The sequence below is a fragment of the Vibrio sp. QJM3NY_39 genome (assembly GCF_057785895.1).
In genome coordinates, this window is the sequence record NZ_CM173506.1 from 570,828 (window position 1) to 587,058 (window position 16,231).

General features: G+C 45.0%; 12 protein-coding genes. 5 read left to right on the forward strand and 7 right to left on the reverse strand.

All coding sequences use genetic code 11. From position 1 onward, the window contains the following. The first annotated feature begins 225 nt into the window (after nt 1-225). Entirely contained in the window at nt 226-930 is a 705-nt protein-coding gene (locus AC3CHU_RS18480; protein WP_017078426.1) for a DUF445 domain-containing protein, read from the forward strand. A 132-nt stretch (nt 931-1,062) separates the two neighbouring features. On the opposite strand, the gene AC3CHU_RS18485 is transcribed toward AC3CHU_RS18480, so the two are convergent. Beyond that, nucleotides 1,063-1,551, reverse strand: coding sequence for an Lrp/AsnC family transcriptional regulator (locus AC3CHU_RS18485; protein WP_004732526.1), 489 nt, complete (start codon nt 1,549-1,551; stop codon nt 1,063-1,065). Between the two features lie 279 nt (nt 1,552-1,830). On the opposite strand from AC3CHU_RS18485, the gene AC3CHU_RS18490 reads away from it, so the two are divergent. Further along, nucleotides 1,831-2,001, forward strand: a complete 171-nt coding sequence (locus AC3CHU_RS18490) for a hypothetical protein (protein ID WP_162838715.1) — start codon at nt 1,831-1,833, stop codon at nt 1,999-2,001. Between the two features lie 616 nt (nt 2,002-2,617). Here AC3CHU_RS18490 and AC3CHU_RS18495 read toward each other — a convergent pair. The 6 genes from AC3CHU_RS18495 to AC3CHU_RS18520 form a co-directional block, all read right to left on the reverse strand. Continuing rightward, nucleotides 2,618-3,472, reverse strand: coding sequence for a nuclear transport factor 2 family protein (locus tag AC3CHU_RS18495; RefSeq protein ID WP_146455209.1), 855 nt, complete (start codon nt 3,470-3,472; stop codon nt 2,618-2,620). A 122-nt stretch (nt 3,473-3,594) separates the two neighbouring features. Then, nucleotides 3,595-4,485 (reverse strand): helix-turn-helix domain-containing protein, encoded by an 891-nt coding sequence (locus AC3CHU_RS18500; protein ID WP_146455590.1) that lies wholly within the window; start codon nt 4,483-4,485, stop codon nt 3,595-3,597. Between the two features lie 294 nt (nt 4,486-4,779). Beyond that, nucleotides 4,780-6,270, reverse strand: a complete 1,491-nt coding sequence (gene putP, locus AC3CHU_RS18505; RefSeq protein ID WP_029203037.1) for a sodium/proline symporter PutP — start codon at nt 6,268-6,270, stop codon at nt 4,780-4,782. A gap of 169 nt (nt 6,271-6,439) precedes the next feature. Continuing rightward, nucleotides 6,440-7,144 (reverse strand): 1-pyrroline-5-carboxylate dehydrogenase, encoded by a 705-nt coding sequence (locus tag AC3CHU_RS18510; protein WP_102569572.1) that lies wholly within the window; start codon nt 7,142-7,144, stop codon nt 6,440-6,442. Between the two features lie 11 nt (nt 7,145-7,155). Further along, nucleotides 7,156-10,293, reverse strand: a complete 3,138-nt coding sequence (gene putA, locus AC3CHU_RS18515) for a bifunctional proline dehydrogenase/L-glutamate gamma-semialdehyde dehydrogenase PutA (protein ID WP_488526160.1) — start codon at nt 10,291-10,293, stop codon at nt 7,156-7,158. A 181-nt stretch (nt 10,294-10,474) separates the two neighbouring features. After that, complete coding sequence (locus AC3CHU_RS18520; protein ID WP_017075637.1) at nt 10,475-11,299, reverse strand: AraC family transcriptional regulator; 825 nt, start codon at nt 11,297-11,299, stop codon at nt 10,475-10,477. 493 nt (nt 11,300-11,792) lie between these two features. Between AC3CHU_RS18520 and AC3CHU_RS18525 the strand changes: the two genes are divergently transcribed. The 3 genes from AC3CHU_RS18525 (at nt 11,793) to AC3CHU_RS18535 (ending at nt 16,146) form a co-directional block, all read left to right on the forward strand. Beyond that, the gene (locus AC3CHU_RS18525; protein ID WP_004732542.1) at nt 11,793-12,896 is read left to right on the forward strand and encodes a PEGA domain-containing protein; all 1,104 of its coding nucleotides are present in this window, start codon (nt 11,793-11,795) and stop codon (nt 12,894-12,896) included. A 258-nt stretch (nt 12,897-13,154) separates the two neighbouring features. Then, nucleotides 13,155-14,984 carry an SUMF1/EgtB/PvdO family nonheme iron enzyme gene (locus AC3CHU_RS18530; RefSeq protein WP_146455215.1) on the forward strand — a complete coding sequence of 610 codons (1,830 nt, stop codon included), beginning with the start codon at nt 13,155-13,157 and terminating at the stop codon, nt 14,982-14,984. Nucleotides 14,985-15,360: 376 nt separating this feature from the next. After that, nucleotides 15,361-16,146, forward strand: a complete 786-nt coding sequence (locus AC3CHU_RS18535; RefSeq protein WP_146455217.1) for a helix-turn-helix transcriptional regulator — start codon at nt 15,361-15,363, stop codon at nt 16,144-16,146. Nucleotides 16,147-16,231: the final 85 nt, after the last annotated feature.

Genomic DNA, 16,231 nt, shown 5'->3' on the forward strand with positions numbered 1-16,231 from the left:
AATGTTATGTCGTAATTATATAATGACATTAACACCAAAGACGCCTCGCTTGCGCGTTCTGGAATAAGGCTAGACTTCGGGGGGAGGCTAGCCTTTTTTATGTCTGTTATTCTTCGCCTCTTTCTCATCTATTTTCGTCTTCCCCATAAACTTCATCGATCCTTTTGTTTTTTTCTTGGCGTTTTTTTCTTAAAATGCGCGCAGTATTCTTTCTAGAGATCAACCATGAACAAAAGTGTCTTAACTAACGTAATCGCGTTAGCACTGCTTGCTGGCGGCTATGCGACAGCAAACCAATACTTGCTTTATGCAGGCCTATTCGCCTTTTCTGGTGCCATCACCAACTGGCTTGCGATTCACATGTTGTTCGAAAAAGTACCCGGCCTATACGGTTCTGGCGTTATTCCAGCTCGTTTTGAAGAGTTCAAGGCGGCTATTAAACAACTGATGATGGAACAGTTCTTTACCGAAGGTAATATCGACCGCTTCCTAAGCAGCGAGATGAGCGGTAAGTCACTCAACCTAGAACCCGTGATTAAGAAGATCGACTTTAACCCTGCATTCGATTCACTGGTGCATGTTATCGAGAACTCACAATTTGGTGGCATGCTAGCGATGGTTGGCGGAACTGAAGCACTACAGCCAATGAAAGCGCCATTCGTGGAAAAGATGCAAGAGTCTGTGATTGAAATCAGCAAGAGTGATTCTGTAAAAAATGCCATCAAGGATGAACTTGAATCGCCTGCAATGATGGATGAAATCAAAGAGAATATTGAAGCGATCATCGATCAGCGCTTGAATGAACTGACACCAAAGCTGGTTAAAGAGATGGTTCAAGCCATGATCAAGAAACACCTTGGCTGGTTGGTCGTTTGGGGCGGAGTATTCGGTGGTGTGATTGGCTTAATTTCTGCGGCAATTACGCTATAAGCAGTTTATCTGTTCTCACTTTATTTGCTCTAACTTAATCTGATGCCCTCATCTGACGCTCAACAAAAAATGGAAGCTTATCGGCTTCCATTTTTTATATCTAAATAACCTTGGTAAGGCGAAAGCAGGCCACTATTTTAGGGTAGCCAACAACTCAGGGTTAACACCAAAGCCTTTCTTATGCTCTTCAATCACTACTTCGCTTCGAGTCTGAATCACGCCCGGCAGTGTACCCAGCTTGGTTGCCATAAACGCTTGGTATGCCTTCATGTCTTTCACTCGAACCTTGATCATGGTGTCAAAATCACCCGACAGCGAATAACACTCTTCCACCTCAGGCATCATTTCAACCGCTTGGGCGAATTTATCGAAAATCGAAAAGCTGGTCTGGTCGAGACGAATATGGATAAAGACTTGGACATCGAGTCCCAGCTTTTCTGAACAGAGCTCGGCATGATAGCCCGTTATGTAGCCTTCTTTCTCCAATCGCTTCAATCTATCAGAACAAGGGGACGTCGTTAGGTTGACCTGCTTTGCCAACTCAACAACAGGCAAACGCCCTTTCATATGCAGAATTCTTAGTATCTCTTTATCGATACGATCGAGTTGATGCTGAGACATAACATTCCTTAAACATTCTAAATTCCGCTCAGTATATTCCATACCACGAACAATCGAAGAAAACCTCGCTCACACATTTAAAAAACTAAATACGCCATTAGCATTCACATCAAATATAAATCAATATGAAACGATAAGACCCCTTATAAATCAATCTTTGACTATTAACAAATTATTATAGAAATGACCCGAATAACAAATAAGTTGAGCCAGAAACGAAAGAAAGGATATAGGCCAAAGTGAATAATGGGATTATCAAAGAGAAAGGATAACTCTATTATGAAGACACAAGAACTCGCGTACAAACCATACGGTATTGGCTCATGGACACACGTAACAGTATCAAAAGATGTTGCTGAAGCACTCGCAAGTGAATACTCGAACTATGGATGGGAAGTGAAGATTGATGGCAACGCCATTGACGCCGAACTAGCACTCAAAGCCGCATAGAAACGCAAAAACCTCCTAAAACGGAGGTTTTTTGATCTAAGTTAGTGAGCGCTTACTTTAAGTTAAGCTAAACCAACTTGGGGTACAGTACTTCCTGTTTCGCAACGGCAGTTACACGTTCGACAGAAGTGCTGAGTTTCCATATCGTAGTACAGATTTCCACTAAATAGCTTTGACGTCCATTGCATCATACGGCCAGAGGTTGTCTCGGGCTCAGATTCACAACGTTTCATTATAGACTTATGTAGTGTTGTTTTTTTACATCCTTTGCAATAGAGATCAGGCATACCTTTGTCCTATAGGTCTTTAGTGGTTACTGACAATTGACACATCATGTCGAATTTGGTTTCACTATTCACCGAGCTAATTACAAAAGTGAGCGCCAAGTTCAAAAAATAGCCATTTTTCTCTTTCGTTTTTTGACATCAAACGCCATCAAGATCCTTCTTCTTCCATTTATCCTCCCTCGTTCATGCGGTTTCGATTTACATTGTAAAACCCCATAACGACAGTACTTCCCCCGTCTTAGTCATCAAATTGATCGATAAAAAAACGGCACTTCCTCTGCGAAAGTACCGCTTAAGCAAACCATGTTTGGTTGAATTTAGCTCACATTTTAAAAGCCAAATTTACCATTGTCATTTTTCCACTCTGAACGAGCAGGAATGGTTTCGATGGTATCCCAGTGCTCTACGATTTTTCCGTTATCAACACGGAATAGATCATAAAAAGCAACGTGATTATTCATGAACTGGCCTTCACTGATCGACAACACAAAGTTACCTTGGCCTAAAATCTTATGGTTGGCGGTATAAACCATTGGCATACCCGCTTCTGCTAGCGCACCCAAAGCTTCACCCAAACCGCTTAGACCATCGGCTACTCCTGGGTTGTGCTGTAAGTAAGCACTGTCTTCATTATCGATATAGTTATTAATCTTCGCCATATCACCGCCGATCAGGATGTCTTTAACGAAACCACTGACCAACTGCTGATTTTTGTCCGTTTGATCGAGATCTACGACTTTAGTCGTGCCATCTAATTGAGTTCGTCCACTGGCGTTTGGCTTGGCAATTTCTTGCAAGTTGTCCCAATGCTCAACTATCTGCCCCTCTTCAAAGCGGAACACATCAAAGCCGACTTTCGGACCAAAGAAGTTATATTCGGTATGAATGACAACATAGTCGCCATCTTGAAATGAGCGCGTCACTTGTGCTTTCGCAGAGCCTTCAGGCAGCATTTGTAGCACTTCACCAAAGCCCGCTAAGCCATCGCCAACAGCTAGGTTATGTTGAATGTACTTTTCAGGGTTAATGTAGCTCACCGCTTTTGCGTCGCCCGTTTCAATGCTCGAAATAACCGCTACCGCTTTTTCTTGAATAGACAGCTCTTGGGCAGTCGCAATGGTTACGAAAGTAGAAGCGCTAAATACGCTTGCCGCTAGTAATGTAGATTTAGTTATTGTTTTCATTTTTAAAGTCCTCTCGTTGGCTTGGAAACTATATTAATCAACGAGAGAGACTCACGGCAGAGTGGATTTAGGCAGAAAAATGGTAGATATCGAACCTTAGATGATTCGTGTCGACCCATTCACTATTCAGAGAGGGAAGGCTTGGAATATTTCTTTTGAAACTCGCTCGGCGTCATTTGAGTATGATTTTTAAAGTACTTAACAAAATTACTGGCGTCTTCAAAACCAAAATCCGACGCCATTTTTTGAGACGTAATATTGGTTACCACCAGCTGACGCTTCATTTCTAAAACGGTAAAAGAATCGATGATCTGCTTGGCAGTTAACCCCGTTGCGACTTTGCACACTTGGTTCAACGTCTTGTAGGTGGTGTTAATTTGATTGGCGTACCAGTTTGCATCACGCACGCGCAGGTAGTTGTTTTGAAGAAGCTCAAAATAGCGGGCAAACTTAATGTTCTGCTGCAAGCTCAAGGCGTCTTGCTTCACTTCTGGTCGCAGGCGATGAAGAATCAGTGCTAGTGCTGAGAACAGGTACATCACAATCAAGGGATCGGATTCTGACTGTTTCAGTTCCGTCTTAATTTGCTGTATGAGACTTCGCGTCCGATCTTGGTGGGACTCGTCTAGTGACAATAATACCGAGTGCGCCTTGTTCAAATGAGTAGGCGTGTAGTTCGGCAACTTCATGTTAGCGTGAACGCTGTCTAAGAACGCTTGAGTAAACAAAACCGCAGTGCCTTGTGGCTTATTACTAAAATCAAAGGCGTGCACCTGCTCTCTTTGAATGAACAACACGCTCCCTTGGCTAAAAGGGTAGTCCTCAAAGTCGACCATGTGCGTGCCAGAGCCTTGCTCGATAAACAAAATCAGGAAGAAGCTGACACGATGGGGCAGTTGAGGGTCATGATAAATATTGCTTTCTGAATAGAGCCGAGACAAGGGCACCAACTCCAGCTCAGCCTGCGCCGTTTTTTCATGGTTAAAGCCAATATTCGGGATTACTTGAGGCACTACTACCTTCCTATTCATTTACTCAACAGCTCTTAGCAAGAGTAATGTATCCCTGTGGGAACTGAAATGTTCCGAGCCTAGAAGTATGACTTAGCCAGCGTCACCAACAAGGTAAACATGCTTAATACTCTCAACTTACCAGACGCAACAAAGGTCGAAAGGTCAAAGCATTGGGGTATAGTCAAAAAAATAGAGCCACCGAAGTGACTCTATTGCTTTTATTTTTCAATTTCTTTTTACAATTGCTTTTTAGCTAACGTTCTTTGCTAATTCACATCTGTTTTACAATGTAAATTAGTCTAGCTCAACTAGGTTCTTCTTAAATTCAGCGTGTTGCTTCTTAACTTCGTCTTCTGGTTCGCCAGTAATTAGGCTCACAATAACGATAGAAAGAGTCGATAGGATGATTCCCGGTACGATTTCGTACACATCGAACCAACCGCCCGTGAACTGTTTCCAAAGAACAATCGTAACACCACCAACCACGATACCCGCTAGAGCGCCGTTACGGTTCATACGAGACCAGTACAGGCTCAACACGATAGCTGGACCAAACGCAGCACCAAAACCTGCCCATGCGTAAGATACAAGGCCAAGAACTGAACTGTCTGGCGTCATCGCTAGAACAAGTGCAATCAGAGAGATTAGGATAACCGCGAAACGTCCTACACGAACAATCTCTTCCGACGTTGCGTCTTTCTTCAGAATTTGCTTGTACAAGTCTTCTGCCATTGCAGATGAAGAAACAAGAAGTTGTGAATCTGCAGTACTCATGATTGCCGCTAGGATTGCAGCAAGTAGGATACCTGCGATGACTGGGTGGAACATCGCGTTAACAAGAAGCATGAAGATCTTCTCGCCATCGTCTAACTTAGGTGCGCCAGAGTTAGTCACGTAAATTAGACCAACAAGACCGACTAGCATTGCACCAACCATAGACAATGCAGTCCAGATAACCGCAATGCGGCGTGCTGTCACAAGATCTTTGTTTGAACGAGTTGCTTTAAAACGAGCCAAGATGTGTGGTTGACCGAAGTAACCTAAACCCCATGCCGCTAGCGAGATGATCGCAATAGCAGAAAGCGGCTCACCTTTCGCATCATTCCATAACGTTAGAAGCTCTGGGTTGATGTTGTGTAGGTCGCTAGACAGCTGACCTAGGCCACCGTTCATTGCTGCGATTGGTACAATCAATAGCGCAGCAGACATTAGCAAGCCTTGAACTAAGTCAGTCCAAGATACCGCAAGGAAGCCACCAAACAGGGTGTACGAAACCACACATACCGTACCGATAATTACCGCAGTTGTGTAATCTAGGCCGAATACCGTTTCAAACAATTTACCACCTGCTACCAAGCCTGAACTTGTGTAGAAAAGGAAGAATAAAAGGATAAAGAAAGCAGAAATTGTTTGGATCAGCTTAGAATTATCATTGAAACGACGAGATAGGAACTCAGGCAGCGTCAGTGATTCAGTCGTAATGCTGTAAGTACGTAGACGTTTTGCACTGATTAACCAGTTTGCCCAAGTACCTACAAGTAGGCCACCAGCAAGCCAAAATGCTTCAAAGCCAGCAGCGTAAGCGTAACCAGGCAGGCCAAGTAGCAACCAACCACTCATGTCTGATGCACCAGCAGAAAGTGCAGCAGGCCATGGGCCTAACGAACGACCACCTAGGAAGTAGTCAGTTGAGTTAGATGTACGTTTGTAAGCAATAACACCGATCGCTAGCATCATAATTAGATACGCAATGAACGTCGTCGTTATTGCAAAACTGTTTTCTATCATTTGATAGTCCTCATTTTGTAGAAAGCCTTCCATGCCTAATTCAATGCAAGGTACTCACCGTAAAGGCAAGCAAGTGCATTGAGTTAGGTATTGAGGCTCCAAAGCACTCAGGGTTAAATCCAAAAATGGGAAAACCAAAAGTCTTTAGAGCCAATTTTACTGAAGGTTAGTGAGCTTCGCTTCCAAGTTCGAGCAAGGTCGCGTTACCGCCCACGGCTGTTATATTTATAGTTCGCGTACGCTCGGTAATGAAGCGCAGCGATAGGTGTGGATCATTGGCAACATTCATTGTCGCCAGATCCGTTTCAGCTACTAAACCGACGATTGCACCGTCACGCTTAGCAAGCTGTAAATTGATAGCTTGTGCCGTTTGTGAATTACCTACGTAACCCGCGCTTCGCACATCGCAAGACAACAACTGTTGAGCAGCGTCGTACGAGGCAACCTGCACCAAGTTGGTTGGTAGATTCGCTTGTTTCGCGGCATCTGCAATTAAGGTATTGAACTGCACGTCATCACTGCACAATTGAACGCTGTTACCTGCCAATAGTGCTGCAGTAATCATCGCTGTTGCAGTTTGCAGTGCGGGCACTTTCTCTTCACAATCACCAACAATCACCAAAGCCACACCGCGGCCTGCGGCATACAACTCATTGGTTTCGCCCGTAGGACCTGCCATTAGGTGATGTTCAGAAAGCAGCGCAGACGCTTGCTCTAGATGATAAGTTGCCACTGCAGCCAAAGGCACAGATTGACTTTCGATCTCTGATTTCAGCGCAAGTACCTGAGCACTCTTGTAATCAAAGTCGGTAAGATTCCATTGTTCCCACGCTAGCAAAGCATCAGAAAAACCTGTCACTTGATGAACCATGATACTGCTCCTTATGCCTTGTCTTGTGATTGAGAGAAATGAACATCTGTAAAACGGTATAGGTAGTGAGGACCACCCGCTTTAGGGCCAGTACCTGACAAACCTTGGCCGCCGAATGGCTGAACCCCAACAACGGCGCCCACTTGGTCACGGTTGATGTAGCAGTTACCCACGCGAACGTGTTTTTCGATCCAACGATAAGTTGTCTCGTTACGACTGTGGATACCCATGGTTAGGCCAAAGCCCGTTTGGTTAATTTGGTCTACAACTTGCGTCAACTCACTCGCTTTGAAGCGAACGATGTGTAGCACAGGGCCAAACTGTTCTTCTTTCAAGCAGCTGATGTCATCGATTTCAAACGCACTTGGTGGAACAAAGTCACCATGTTCACAATCACTACCTAGAGAAAGTTGAGCCACCTTCTTCTGGGTATTGGTCATGTTTTCTAAGTGCGCCAACAACTTCTGTTTCGCATTTTGGTCGATAACAGGGCCAACATCCGTTTTATGAAGATGTGGAATACCCACACTCAATTCGTCCATTGCACCGTGAATCAATGCAACCACGCGGTCTGCGATGTCTTCTTGAATGTAAAGCACACGCAGCGCAGAACAACGTTGACCTGCTGAAGCGAATGCAGAACGAATAACATCACGAACTACCTGTTCAGGCAGTGCGGTACTGTCGACGATCATCGCGTTCTGACCACCGGTTTCCGCAATAAACGGAACAGGCTTAGCGTTACGACTTGCCAATGAAACGTTGATGCGTTGTGCTGTTGGTGTTGAACCCGTAAAAGCAACGCCAGCAATTGCATCATGGCTGGTTAGTGCACTGCCGATCTCAGCACCGCGACCCGGTAGTAACTGAATGGTGCCAGCAGGGAAACCCGCTTCATTCATCAATTCAACCGCGCGAGCTGCAATCAAGCTTGTTTGCTCGGCAGGCTTAGCCACAACCGTGTTACCCGCAACCAAAGCTGCTGTAATTTGGCCAAGGAAGATGGCCAGAGGGAAGTTCCAAGGGCTAATACAAACGAACACACCACGACCTTGTCGTGAAGCGATTCGTGTTTGGCCATCAAAACCTTTTAGTTCGAAACCTTGTAGGTTATCCGCTTGTTTTGCGTAGTAACGACAGAAGTCGACCGCTTCACGCACTTCATCAACGCTGTCGTGAATCGTCTTACCTGCTTCTTGATGACAAATTGCCACCAGCTCAGCAAGGTTGTCTTCCATCAGGTCAGCCAGCTTATCAAGTGCTGCCGCTTTGGTTTCAACTGAACTTGCGTTCCAATCAGCAAATGCTGCATCTGCGCCAGTGATCGCTGCGGAAACATGATCAAGGTTAGCGAAAGCCACCTGACCCACATTAATACGACGATCGTAAGGTGCGGTCACTTGCTCAACATTCTGATCAGCCTTGATCATGCTTTCGGCAAGAGATTCACCGTTGATCACAGGGCCAGCAGTCCATTGATTATTAAGGAAAGCTTTAACCTGCTCTTCAAACTGATGCGCTTCACTTTCAATATCGATGTTCACACCGTAAGAGTTTTTACGCTCAGGGAATACCGCTGGAGGCAGAGGAATCTTAGTGTTGTGCAGCGTATCGAACGCCAGAAGCATATCGACAGGGTGTTGAGTCAGCTCTGCTACAGGGCAACGTGCATCAACTAAACGGTGGACAAACGAGCTGTTTGCGCCGTTCTCTAGCAAGCGACGTACTAGGTATGGCAGTAAGTCTTTATGGCTACCAACCGGTGCGTAAATACGTACCGACTGTTGGTAAGCTTCCATCGCGTGGTTGTAAAGAGAATCACCCATGCCGTGTAAGCGTTGGAATTCAAAGTCTTTATGGTCGGTCATGACGGCAATAGCAGAAACCGTATGAGCATTGTGGCTCGCAAACTGCGGGAAGATATTGCCACGAACGCTTGGGCTCAATAGGTAACGCGCACATGCAAGGTAAGCTACGTCTGTCGCTTCTTTACGTGTGTAAACTGGGTAATCAGTAAAGCCAGCTTGTTGCGACCATTTGATTTCGCTGTCCCAGTACGCGCCCTTCACTAGGCGAAGCGGGATTAAATCACCCTGCTCTTTCGCTAGGCGGTTTAGCCATACTAGAACCGGTAGTGCACGCTTTGAGTAAGCTTGAATAACCAGACCAAATTTACCCCAACCTTTTACAAGGTCAGTGCGGTACAGTTTTTCGAATAATTTAAGAGAAAGCTCTAGGCGATCCGCTTCTTCCGCATCAATCGTAATCGCAACGTCTAGCTCTACTGCGCGGCGCAATAGCTGCTCTAGCGTGTCGCAAAGTTCCGTCAATACGCGGTCTTCGTTCGCCACTTCATAACGTGGGTGAAGCGCAGAAAGCTTGATAGAAACAGACGGTGCTGGGCTAGATTTTGAAGAGACGTATGTGTCTCGACCTACGGCTTCAATCGCCATTAGGTAATCTTTGAAGTATTTGTTTGCGTCTGCAGTAGTCAGTGCCGCTTCACCTAGCATGTCGTATGAGTAGGTAAAACCTTTGTCACGCATAGACTTACCGTTCTTTTGCGCTTCAGCAATGCTGCGGCCAAGAACGAATTGGTGACCCATCACCTTCATTGCTTGGTGCATCGCTTTACGAATCACCGGCTCAGAAAGTTTGTTCACTAAGCGGTTAACGGCTTGACCCGCACTCTGCTCGTTAGATGAAAGTCCAACCACCTTGCCTGTTAGCATTAGGCCCCAAGTGGATGCGTTAACAAACACTGAGTCAGAATTCTTTAGGTGAGATTTCCAATCCGCAACGCTGAGTTTGTCGCGAATCAGTGCATCAGCGGTTGCTGAATCAGGAATACGCATCAAGGCTTCCGCCAGACACATTAGCAAGATGCCTTCTTGAGTATCTAGACTGTATTCAAGCAACAGTGCATCGATCATCTGGATAGAAGTCTTATCCGCACGGATAGCTTCGATCAATGATGTCGTTTTGCCTGTGATTTGCTGCTTTTCAGACTCAGAAGGGGTAGCTAGCGGCAGAAGTTGCTCTAGCCATTGGGTTTCATCCACCATATATAATGGTGAGATAAGCGTCCAAAGATCAGCAAGCGACTGCTCGTTGAATTCTGGCTTTAACACATCAGTAGCTGTAAACATGCGTTTTCCTTAATCTCACACCCGAAAAGAGTTCGGGATCTCTACAATGGCTGCAGTGTATTTAGAGTATATAAGGATTACTTGTCAAAAACTCCGAGTTTTTTGCTAAAAACTCGCTTTATTAACAAAACAAACACAAGGTCACATATGAAACTTTAATATAATATGCCGTTTTGTTTTTTTATTTAACAGAAATTTGCTTTTTGTATTGAGATGGTGACATGCCTTGAAGGCGAGAAAAGGTGTGAGTAAAGGAGGATTGACCGGAAAAACCAGCAAGTTCTGCAACCTGTCCAAGGCTAAGATTACCTTGTTCAATAAGGCGTCGAGAGCGGTCGATACGCTTTCCTAAAACATATTGGTGAGGGGTAATGCCCATTTGATCTTTGAATAGCATGTGGAATTGGCTTTCGCCCAAGAACACACTGCCTGCAAGCTGCGCGACTGAGATCTTATTAGCCAAGTGTTGTTCGATGTAGCGATCCAACGACTCAAGATCGAAACGCGAATCTTTAATCGAGGTTTCAAATGCCGAGATGTGTCTTTGCATCAACGCAATCACCGTGTCATTACAAGCTCGACTCAACAAAAGATCATCAGGGCTGGCCTGCATCTCTTGCACCAACATATGGATAAGCTTTTGAATTTGCGCATCTAATTGGAAGTAGACGTTCGATGATTCTAACTGGTTAATCTTCTCTAGCATCAGAGGGTCATCATCGGTTGGCATAGGCATGTTGAGTACGAGAATATCCGACTGACCAACCACTCCACCGAAAGCATGATCAGAGCGAGCCGTGACTACACAGCCTTGCCCTGGACCGACAAGATTACCTTTACCGCTTACTTCAAATTCCGCCTGACCTTTTAAACCAATGACTACCTGCGAATAATGGTGATCGTGACAATCCATATGCGAAGGCAAAGTAATAATCTCCGCAGGGCGAGGGCCAGTAAGGCTTAGCGGGGACAAGTCAAAGTTTGGAAAGGGTAACGGTTTAGGCATAACATCAAAATACTCAGGTCGACATAGTAAGAATAATACTCTGAAATCTGCATAAGATGAATTTGTAAATGATCATGAGAGTCATTTCCTCGCCTTAAACAAAAGATCATTATCGAGATCGTCTTGATCATGCCTCCGGAAAGATGATCAAGAGTGCACAAACTACGGGCATTGTAAAACCAATCGTTCCGGTGAGTTTAGGGGCTTACAGCACTCATACAAGCAAGTACACCAGCACGAAAAACCATGTCATCAATATATGCTTCAGCGCCCCAGCATAATGAATAAATTTTCTTATATAGCTCAAATAATTGGCGATAAACCTGCAAAAAGTGTATCCGAAGTACCGAAACTTGGCTTTTGAGTAGATTGGATAGCAATAAAACGGTATAAAGACGGGTACTGTGTTAATTGCTAATAACTAGTGACTCACAACTAGGAAGTAGACACTTTATTAACGAGCCAATTTTCAATCTACAAGTTGCAGGGACCTATGACTAACTTTCGAATTTCAGCGCTTTTACTCGCGCTATCCCCACTTTGGGTATCTGCATCGGTATCCGCTGAAGAACTGAATCAAGTCGATCCCGTTTCAGCTATCGATGCAAAGCTAACAGAGAAAAACTCAGATATTGAGCGTATTTCAGCAACCAAAGTATCGGCGACTGAAAACCTAAAACAACTTCAAAATAAGAACAGCAAGTTGTTACGCGAAGGTGAAGAACTTAAGGCAAAACGTAACAGAGCCAAGTCTGTACTCGACAAACAGTACAGTCGCTTGCTTGAAGATCCAGAAACGGATTTGGTCTCTTTCCAGAAAAGTTACCAAGACGCTTGGGCTGCGGTTAAAGAGAATCAATCGTCTCAGCTAGATAACGAACAAGCGATGAACGAGAGCGAAATTCACCTTTCTCAAATCAAGCAAAAGCAAGCTCGCCTGAATAATGAGCTGGCTAACTTGAGAGAGTCGAAAGTTGAAGCTCGCGTTAAACGTATTGCATCAGAACTTCGCGAAAGTGCCGTTCTTGAAACCAGCTACACCACCACATGTTCATCAACGATGACATTGGGTGAATGTACTGCTCAAGGTAAACACCTGACCAATCAAAAAGCAGTGAAAACGTTCAAGAGCCAATTACTTGAGCAGCTCACGGAAAGTTCATTAGCAAAACAGAACTTGCAAGGTGTTCAACTGAACATCCATGTTCAAGACAGCCAAGCGATCAAGAGTGGCTTTTCTGGTAACAACTCTTACTTCATGCAGATGCAGGCTCAGCTTCAAGCAAAACCTGAAGCGGTTGCAGCATGTAACTTATTGAACGTTTCAACGCGCTACTGTTTAACGGGCAGTGACGCTGCAGTCGTTAAGAAGAGTGACAAACAATGGGCTAACGTGACGGTACGTTCTGATCAGTACAATGACTCAGTGACCATCAACGGCATTAAGTATGGCAGCACCCCTCTTGAGGTTGCGCTACCAAGTGGTCGTCACCAAGTAACCATTTCAAAACAAGGTTACGAGTCTTACAACCGCACAGTTACCATCAACGGTAGCGACACTATTTGGGTTAAGCTTCTTCCAAGCAAGGAAAGCTAAGTCCAGTATGAATAGCTCAGCGCTCTAATTAAGATAGCCGTGCCTATTTCACAAAGCTGAATGAATACTCGCCATTTTGTTGGTAGTTATAAACTGTATGAACGTTATAGACAGTATGATCGTTATAAACTGTACGGTCGTTATAAACTGTACGGTCGTTATAACCTTGTTTGATCGTTATAAACAGTAGCTGCAGACGAAATGGCGTTTTCGTTTAGAATATTCGATTAACCTAAATTACGATTGAAGTAGCCCATCATGCGCCAAGGTCTTCCTACTCTACTATTTGCACTTGCTCCCTGCCTAATGACGCCTGCTGTTTTCGCTGAGGCGACACCACCAGCGATCGCGTCTTCTGTCAGCGACGTTGAAAGCTCACTTTTCGAAAAGCATGCCAACTTAACGGCTGTTGAGAAGAAACTAGCTGACAAACAAAATGAAGTCGACAATCAAGCGCAGCAAACGGCACGTCTAGCCAAGTTATCGGCTCAAGCAGAGCTAACACTCGCAAAAGCGAAAGCCAGCCTAGAGCAAGATTACACGCGCATGATTGATGAGCCCGATTTCGATATCTCGCCGGCTCAAAACCGCTTCCAAGGCGCTTGGAAAACAGTAAAAGAAGGCAAGCTTGCGATTTCAGATTCAGAGCAGAAACAGCAAGGCTTGATGATGGAGCTTGAGGCTATCCAAGCCGAGAAAGCAGCGGCAGAAGCTTCAATCGCTAATCTGAACCAAAATAAGCTAAGAGCAAGAGCTGAGCGACTCAGAAACGAGATCACTCAGACGGAAGAGCAAACCGTTAGCTTTACGAACCGTTGCAGCAACGATATGACACTGGCGCAATGTTCAGACCAAACGGTGACCTTAGCACTTCAAAAAGCGGTAAAACAATTCCAGCACAGCCTGGTAGACAACGCGACCGAATCGAAAACAGTGAAAGAGCACCTTGCGTCTGCTTCATTGAATATTCACGTTCTGCAACACAAAGTGAAATCCTCGGGCTTCTCTGAAGATAACCGTTACCGAGCAGTGATTGCGGCCAACCTAGAAACTCGTCCAGATAAGAACACACCTTGTCGTCTGCTTGGTATTCAGTCATCAAACTGTTTCACTCAAAGCGAGCAACAAGCCAACGACCAGCAAAAAGAAGTCGCTTGGGTTAACTTGGTGGTTCGTTCAAATCAATACAACGACAAGGTTTCTATCAACGGCGTGAACTATGGCAGCACACCCGTTGAAGTGATGTTACCAACAGGCCAGCACATGGTCACGATTGAGAAAGAGGGTTACCTTTCTTTCAACCAAGAGCTGAAGATAGCCCGCGATCACAACCTACGAGCCGTATTACAGGCCAAGCAGAACTCATTGAATGTCGGTACCAAGTTTGCAGACCCGATGGGAAACAACATTCATAGCCCTGAAATGATTGTTGTCGGCTCGGGTCGCTACCTACTCGGTGAAAACAACGCACAGCAAGTCACGATCAAACAGCCGTTCGCATTAGCCGCAACACCAACCCGTGTTCAAGACTTTAGAACATTTGTTGACAGCACTGGCTACCAAACAGACGCAGAACTGATGAACACCTGCGATACGTTCGTGAATGCAGAGATCACAACCGTTTCGGACAATGACTGGCAAAGCCCTGGCTTTAAACAAGCAGATAACTCACCCGTTGTATGTGTCAGCCAAAATGATGCAAAAGCGTATACTCGTTGGTTATCTCAAAATACCGGCTTCACTTACCGTTTACCTACACCACAAGAGTGGGAAGCTGCAGCAAGAGCAGGCCAAGACACCAGCTTCTGGTGGGGTAACGAGTTCCGCTCAGGTAAGGCCAATACTGGCTGGGCGGGTACGCCTTGGTCAAACGTTAGCACATCTCCAGTTAAATCATTCCTGCCAACACCAACAGGCTTCTACGACATGGTGGGTAACGTATGGGAATGGACAACCATTCAGAAAGGTTTAGCGAAAGGTGGCGCGTGGAGCTTCTCTCCAGAAGAAGCAAAAGTGTTTAACGAACTGTACGTACCGCCTTCAACGGCAGCGAACTATCTAGGATTCCGAGTCGTGCGAGAGCTGTAGGCTCCCAATCACAGGCTCAGAATCTCAAATATTTACTCTAAGTTCTCAATTATCACATTGAGCAGCATTTATAGGGGAATTCCCCCCTTATGCATAAGCATTCCTAGGAGTAGATTCGTCGATAGAGTAGTAAGTCACTCTGGGTATCAAATTGATGCCTCAGTTTAATTTACCTGACCCTCGTAAATTAAGCTGAAAATCTTCTACATGTCGACAAGGCATATCTTGTCTTTAGCCAGCCCCTCTTCAGGCTGGCTTTTTTTTGCCTGTTTATCATTCTTTCTGACCACCTATTCCCCGTGATTGAAGCAGTTAGTCAGCAATCTGTTTAACTGTCATTCACCACCCTATTTTTCGAACAGAGTACAAACTCTAATTGCCATTGCAGCGCTATAAGAAACTGATATTATTGCTATACCTCTGCTTACGAGATAAAACCTTGCCAGATCCATTCAACGCCATACATCGTTCTTTATTTGAACAACTACCAGGTTGCTGGGGCTGCAAAGATACTGATTCGGTCTTCGTGTACGCAAACCTTACCTACAACAAACTGATTGGCTTAAAACCCGATGAGACTTGTACTGGTTTGACCGACTTCGACATGCCCAGTCAAACCATTGAGTGCGCGCAAGATTTCAGAGCTCAAGACAAACATGTGATGGATACACGCAGTACTCTTAAAATCCTCGATATTCACCCTTATCCAGACGGACGCTGGCATGCCCATATTTTTACCAAAACCCCTTGGCTTGATGATAATGACAATGTCCAAGGCACTATCTTCTATGGGCAAGAGCTCACTGATACTGCAATCTTAGAGGTCGGTCATTGGGTTTGTCAGGCAACAGGAGCGAAAGGTAATCAAGCATCACTTGCGGGATCAGAGCCGCGTGTGTCTAAGCTGCAAAAGCGGCTGACTTCGCGAGAATCAGAGGTGTTGTTTTTACTGCTTTTCGGCAAGAAGCCTCAATACATTGCGTCTACGTTAGACATTTCAATCAAAACGGTCGAAGGTCATGTCGCGAGATTGAAACAGAAGTTCGATGCGCGCAGCAAAAGCCAATTAATTGAGTATGCATTGGACTCAGGCTTAGGCTCCGTGATCCCAGAAACTCTGCTCAATAAACAGATCTCCGTTGTGCTGCACAGTGATAAATGAGTTGAATGACCAACTCGTCGATGAACCTGGGAATGTACAGATAAAAAATACCGCTGCTTGATGTTTCTAATCACCAAGTCAGCGG

Bases quoted from the DNA above. Each gene is read 5' to 3' on its own strand.
- AC3CHU_RS18480 (WP_017078426.1), top strand. From the start codon at position 226: ATGAACAAAAGTGTCTTAACTAACGTAATCGCGTTAGCACTGCTTGCT.
- AC3CHU_RS18485 (WP_004732526.1), bottom strand. From the start codon at position 1,551: ATGTCTCAGCATCAACTCGATCGTATCGATAAAGAGATACTAAGAATT.
- AC3CHU_RS18490 (WP_162838715.1), top strand. From the start codon at position 1,831: ATGAAGACACAAGAACTCGCGTACAAACCATACGGTATTGGCTCATGG.
- AC3CHU_RS18495 (WP_146455209.1), bottom strand. From the start codon at position 3,472: ATGAAAACAATAACTAAATCTACATTACTAGCGGCAAGCGTATTTAGC.
- AC3CHU_RS18510 (WP_102569572.1), bottom strand. From the start codon at position 7,144: ATGGTTCATCAAGTGACAGGTTTTTCTGATGCTTTGCTAGCGTGGGAA.
- putA (WP_488526160.1), bottom strand. From the start codon at position 10,293: ATGTTTACAGCTACTGATGTGTTAAAGCCAGAATTCAACGAGCAGTCG.
- AC3CHU_RS18520 (WP_017075637.1), bottom strand. From the start codon at position 11,299: ATGCCTAAACCGTTACCCTTTCCAAACTTTGACTTGTCCCCGCTAAGC.
- AC3CHU_RS18525 (WP_004732542.1), top strand. From the start codon at position 11,793: ATGACTAACTTTCGAATTTCAGCGCTTTTACTCGCGCTATCCCCACTT.
- AC3CHU_RS18530 (WP_146455215.1), top strand. From the start codon at position 13,155: ATGCGCCAAGGTCTTCCTACTCTACTATTTGCACTTGCTCCCTGCCTA.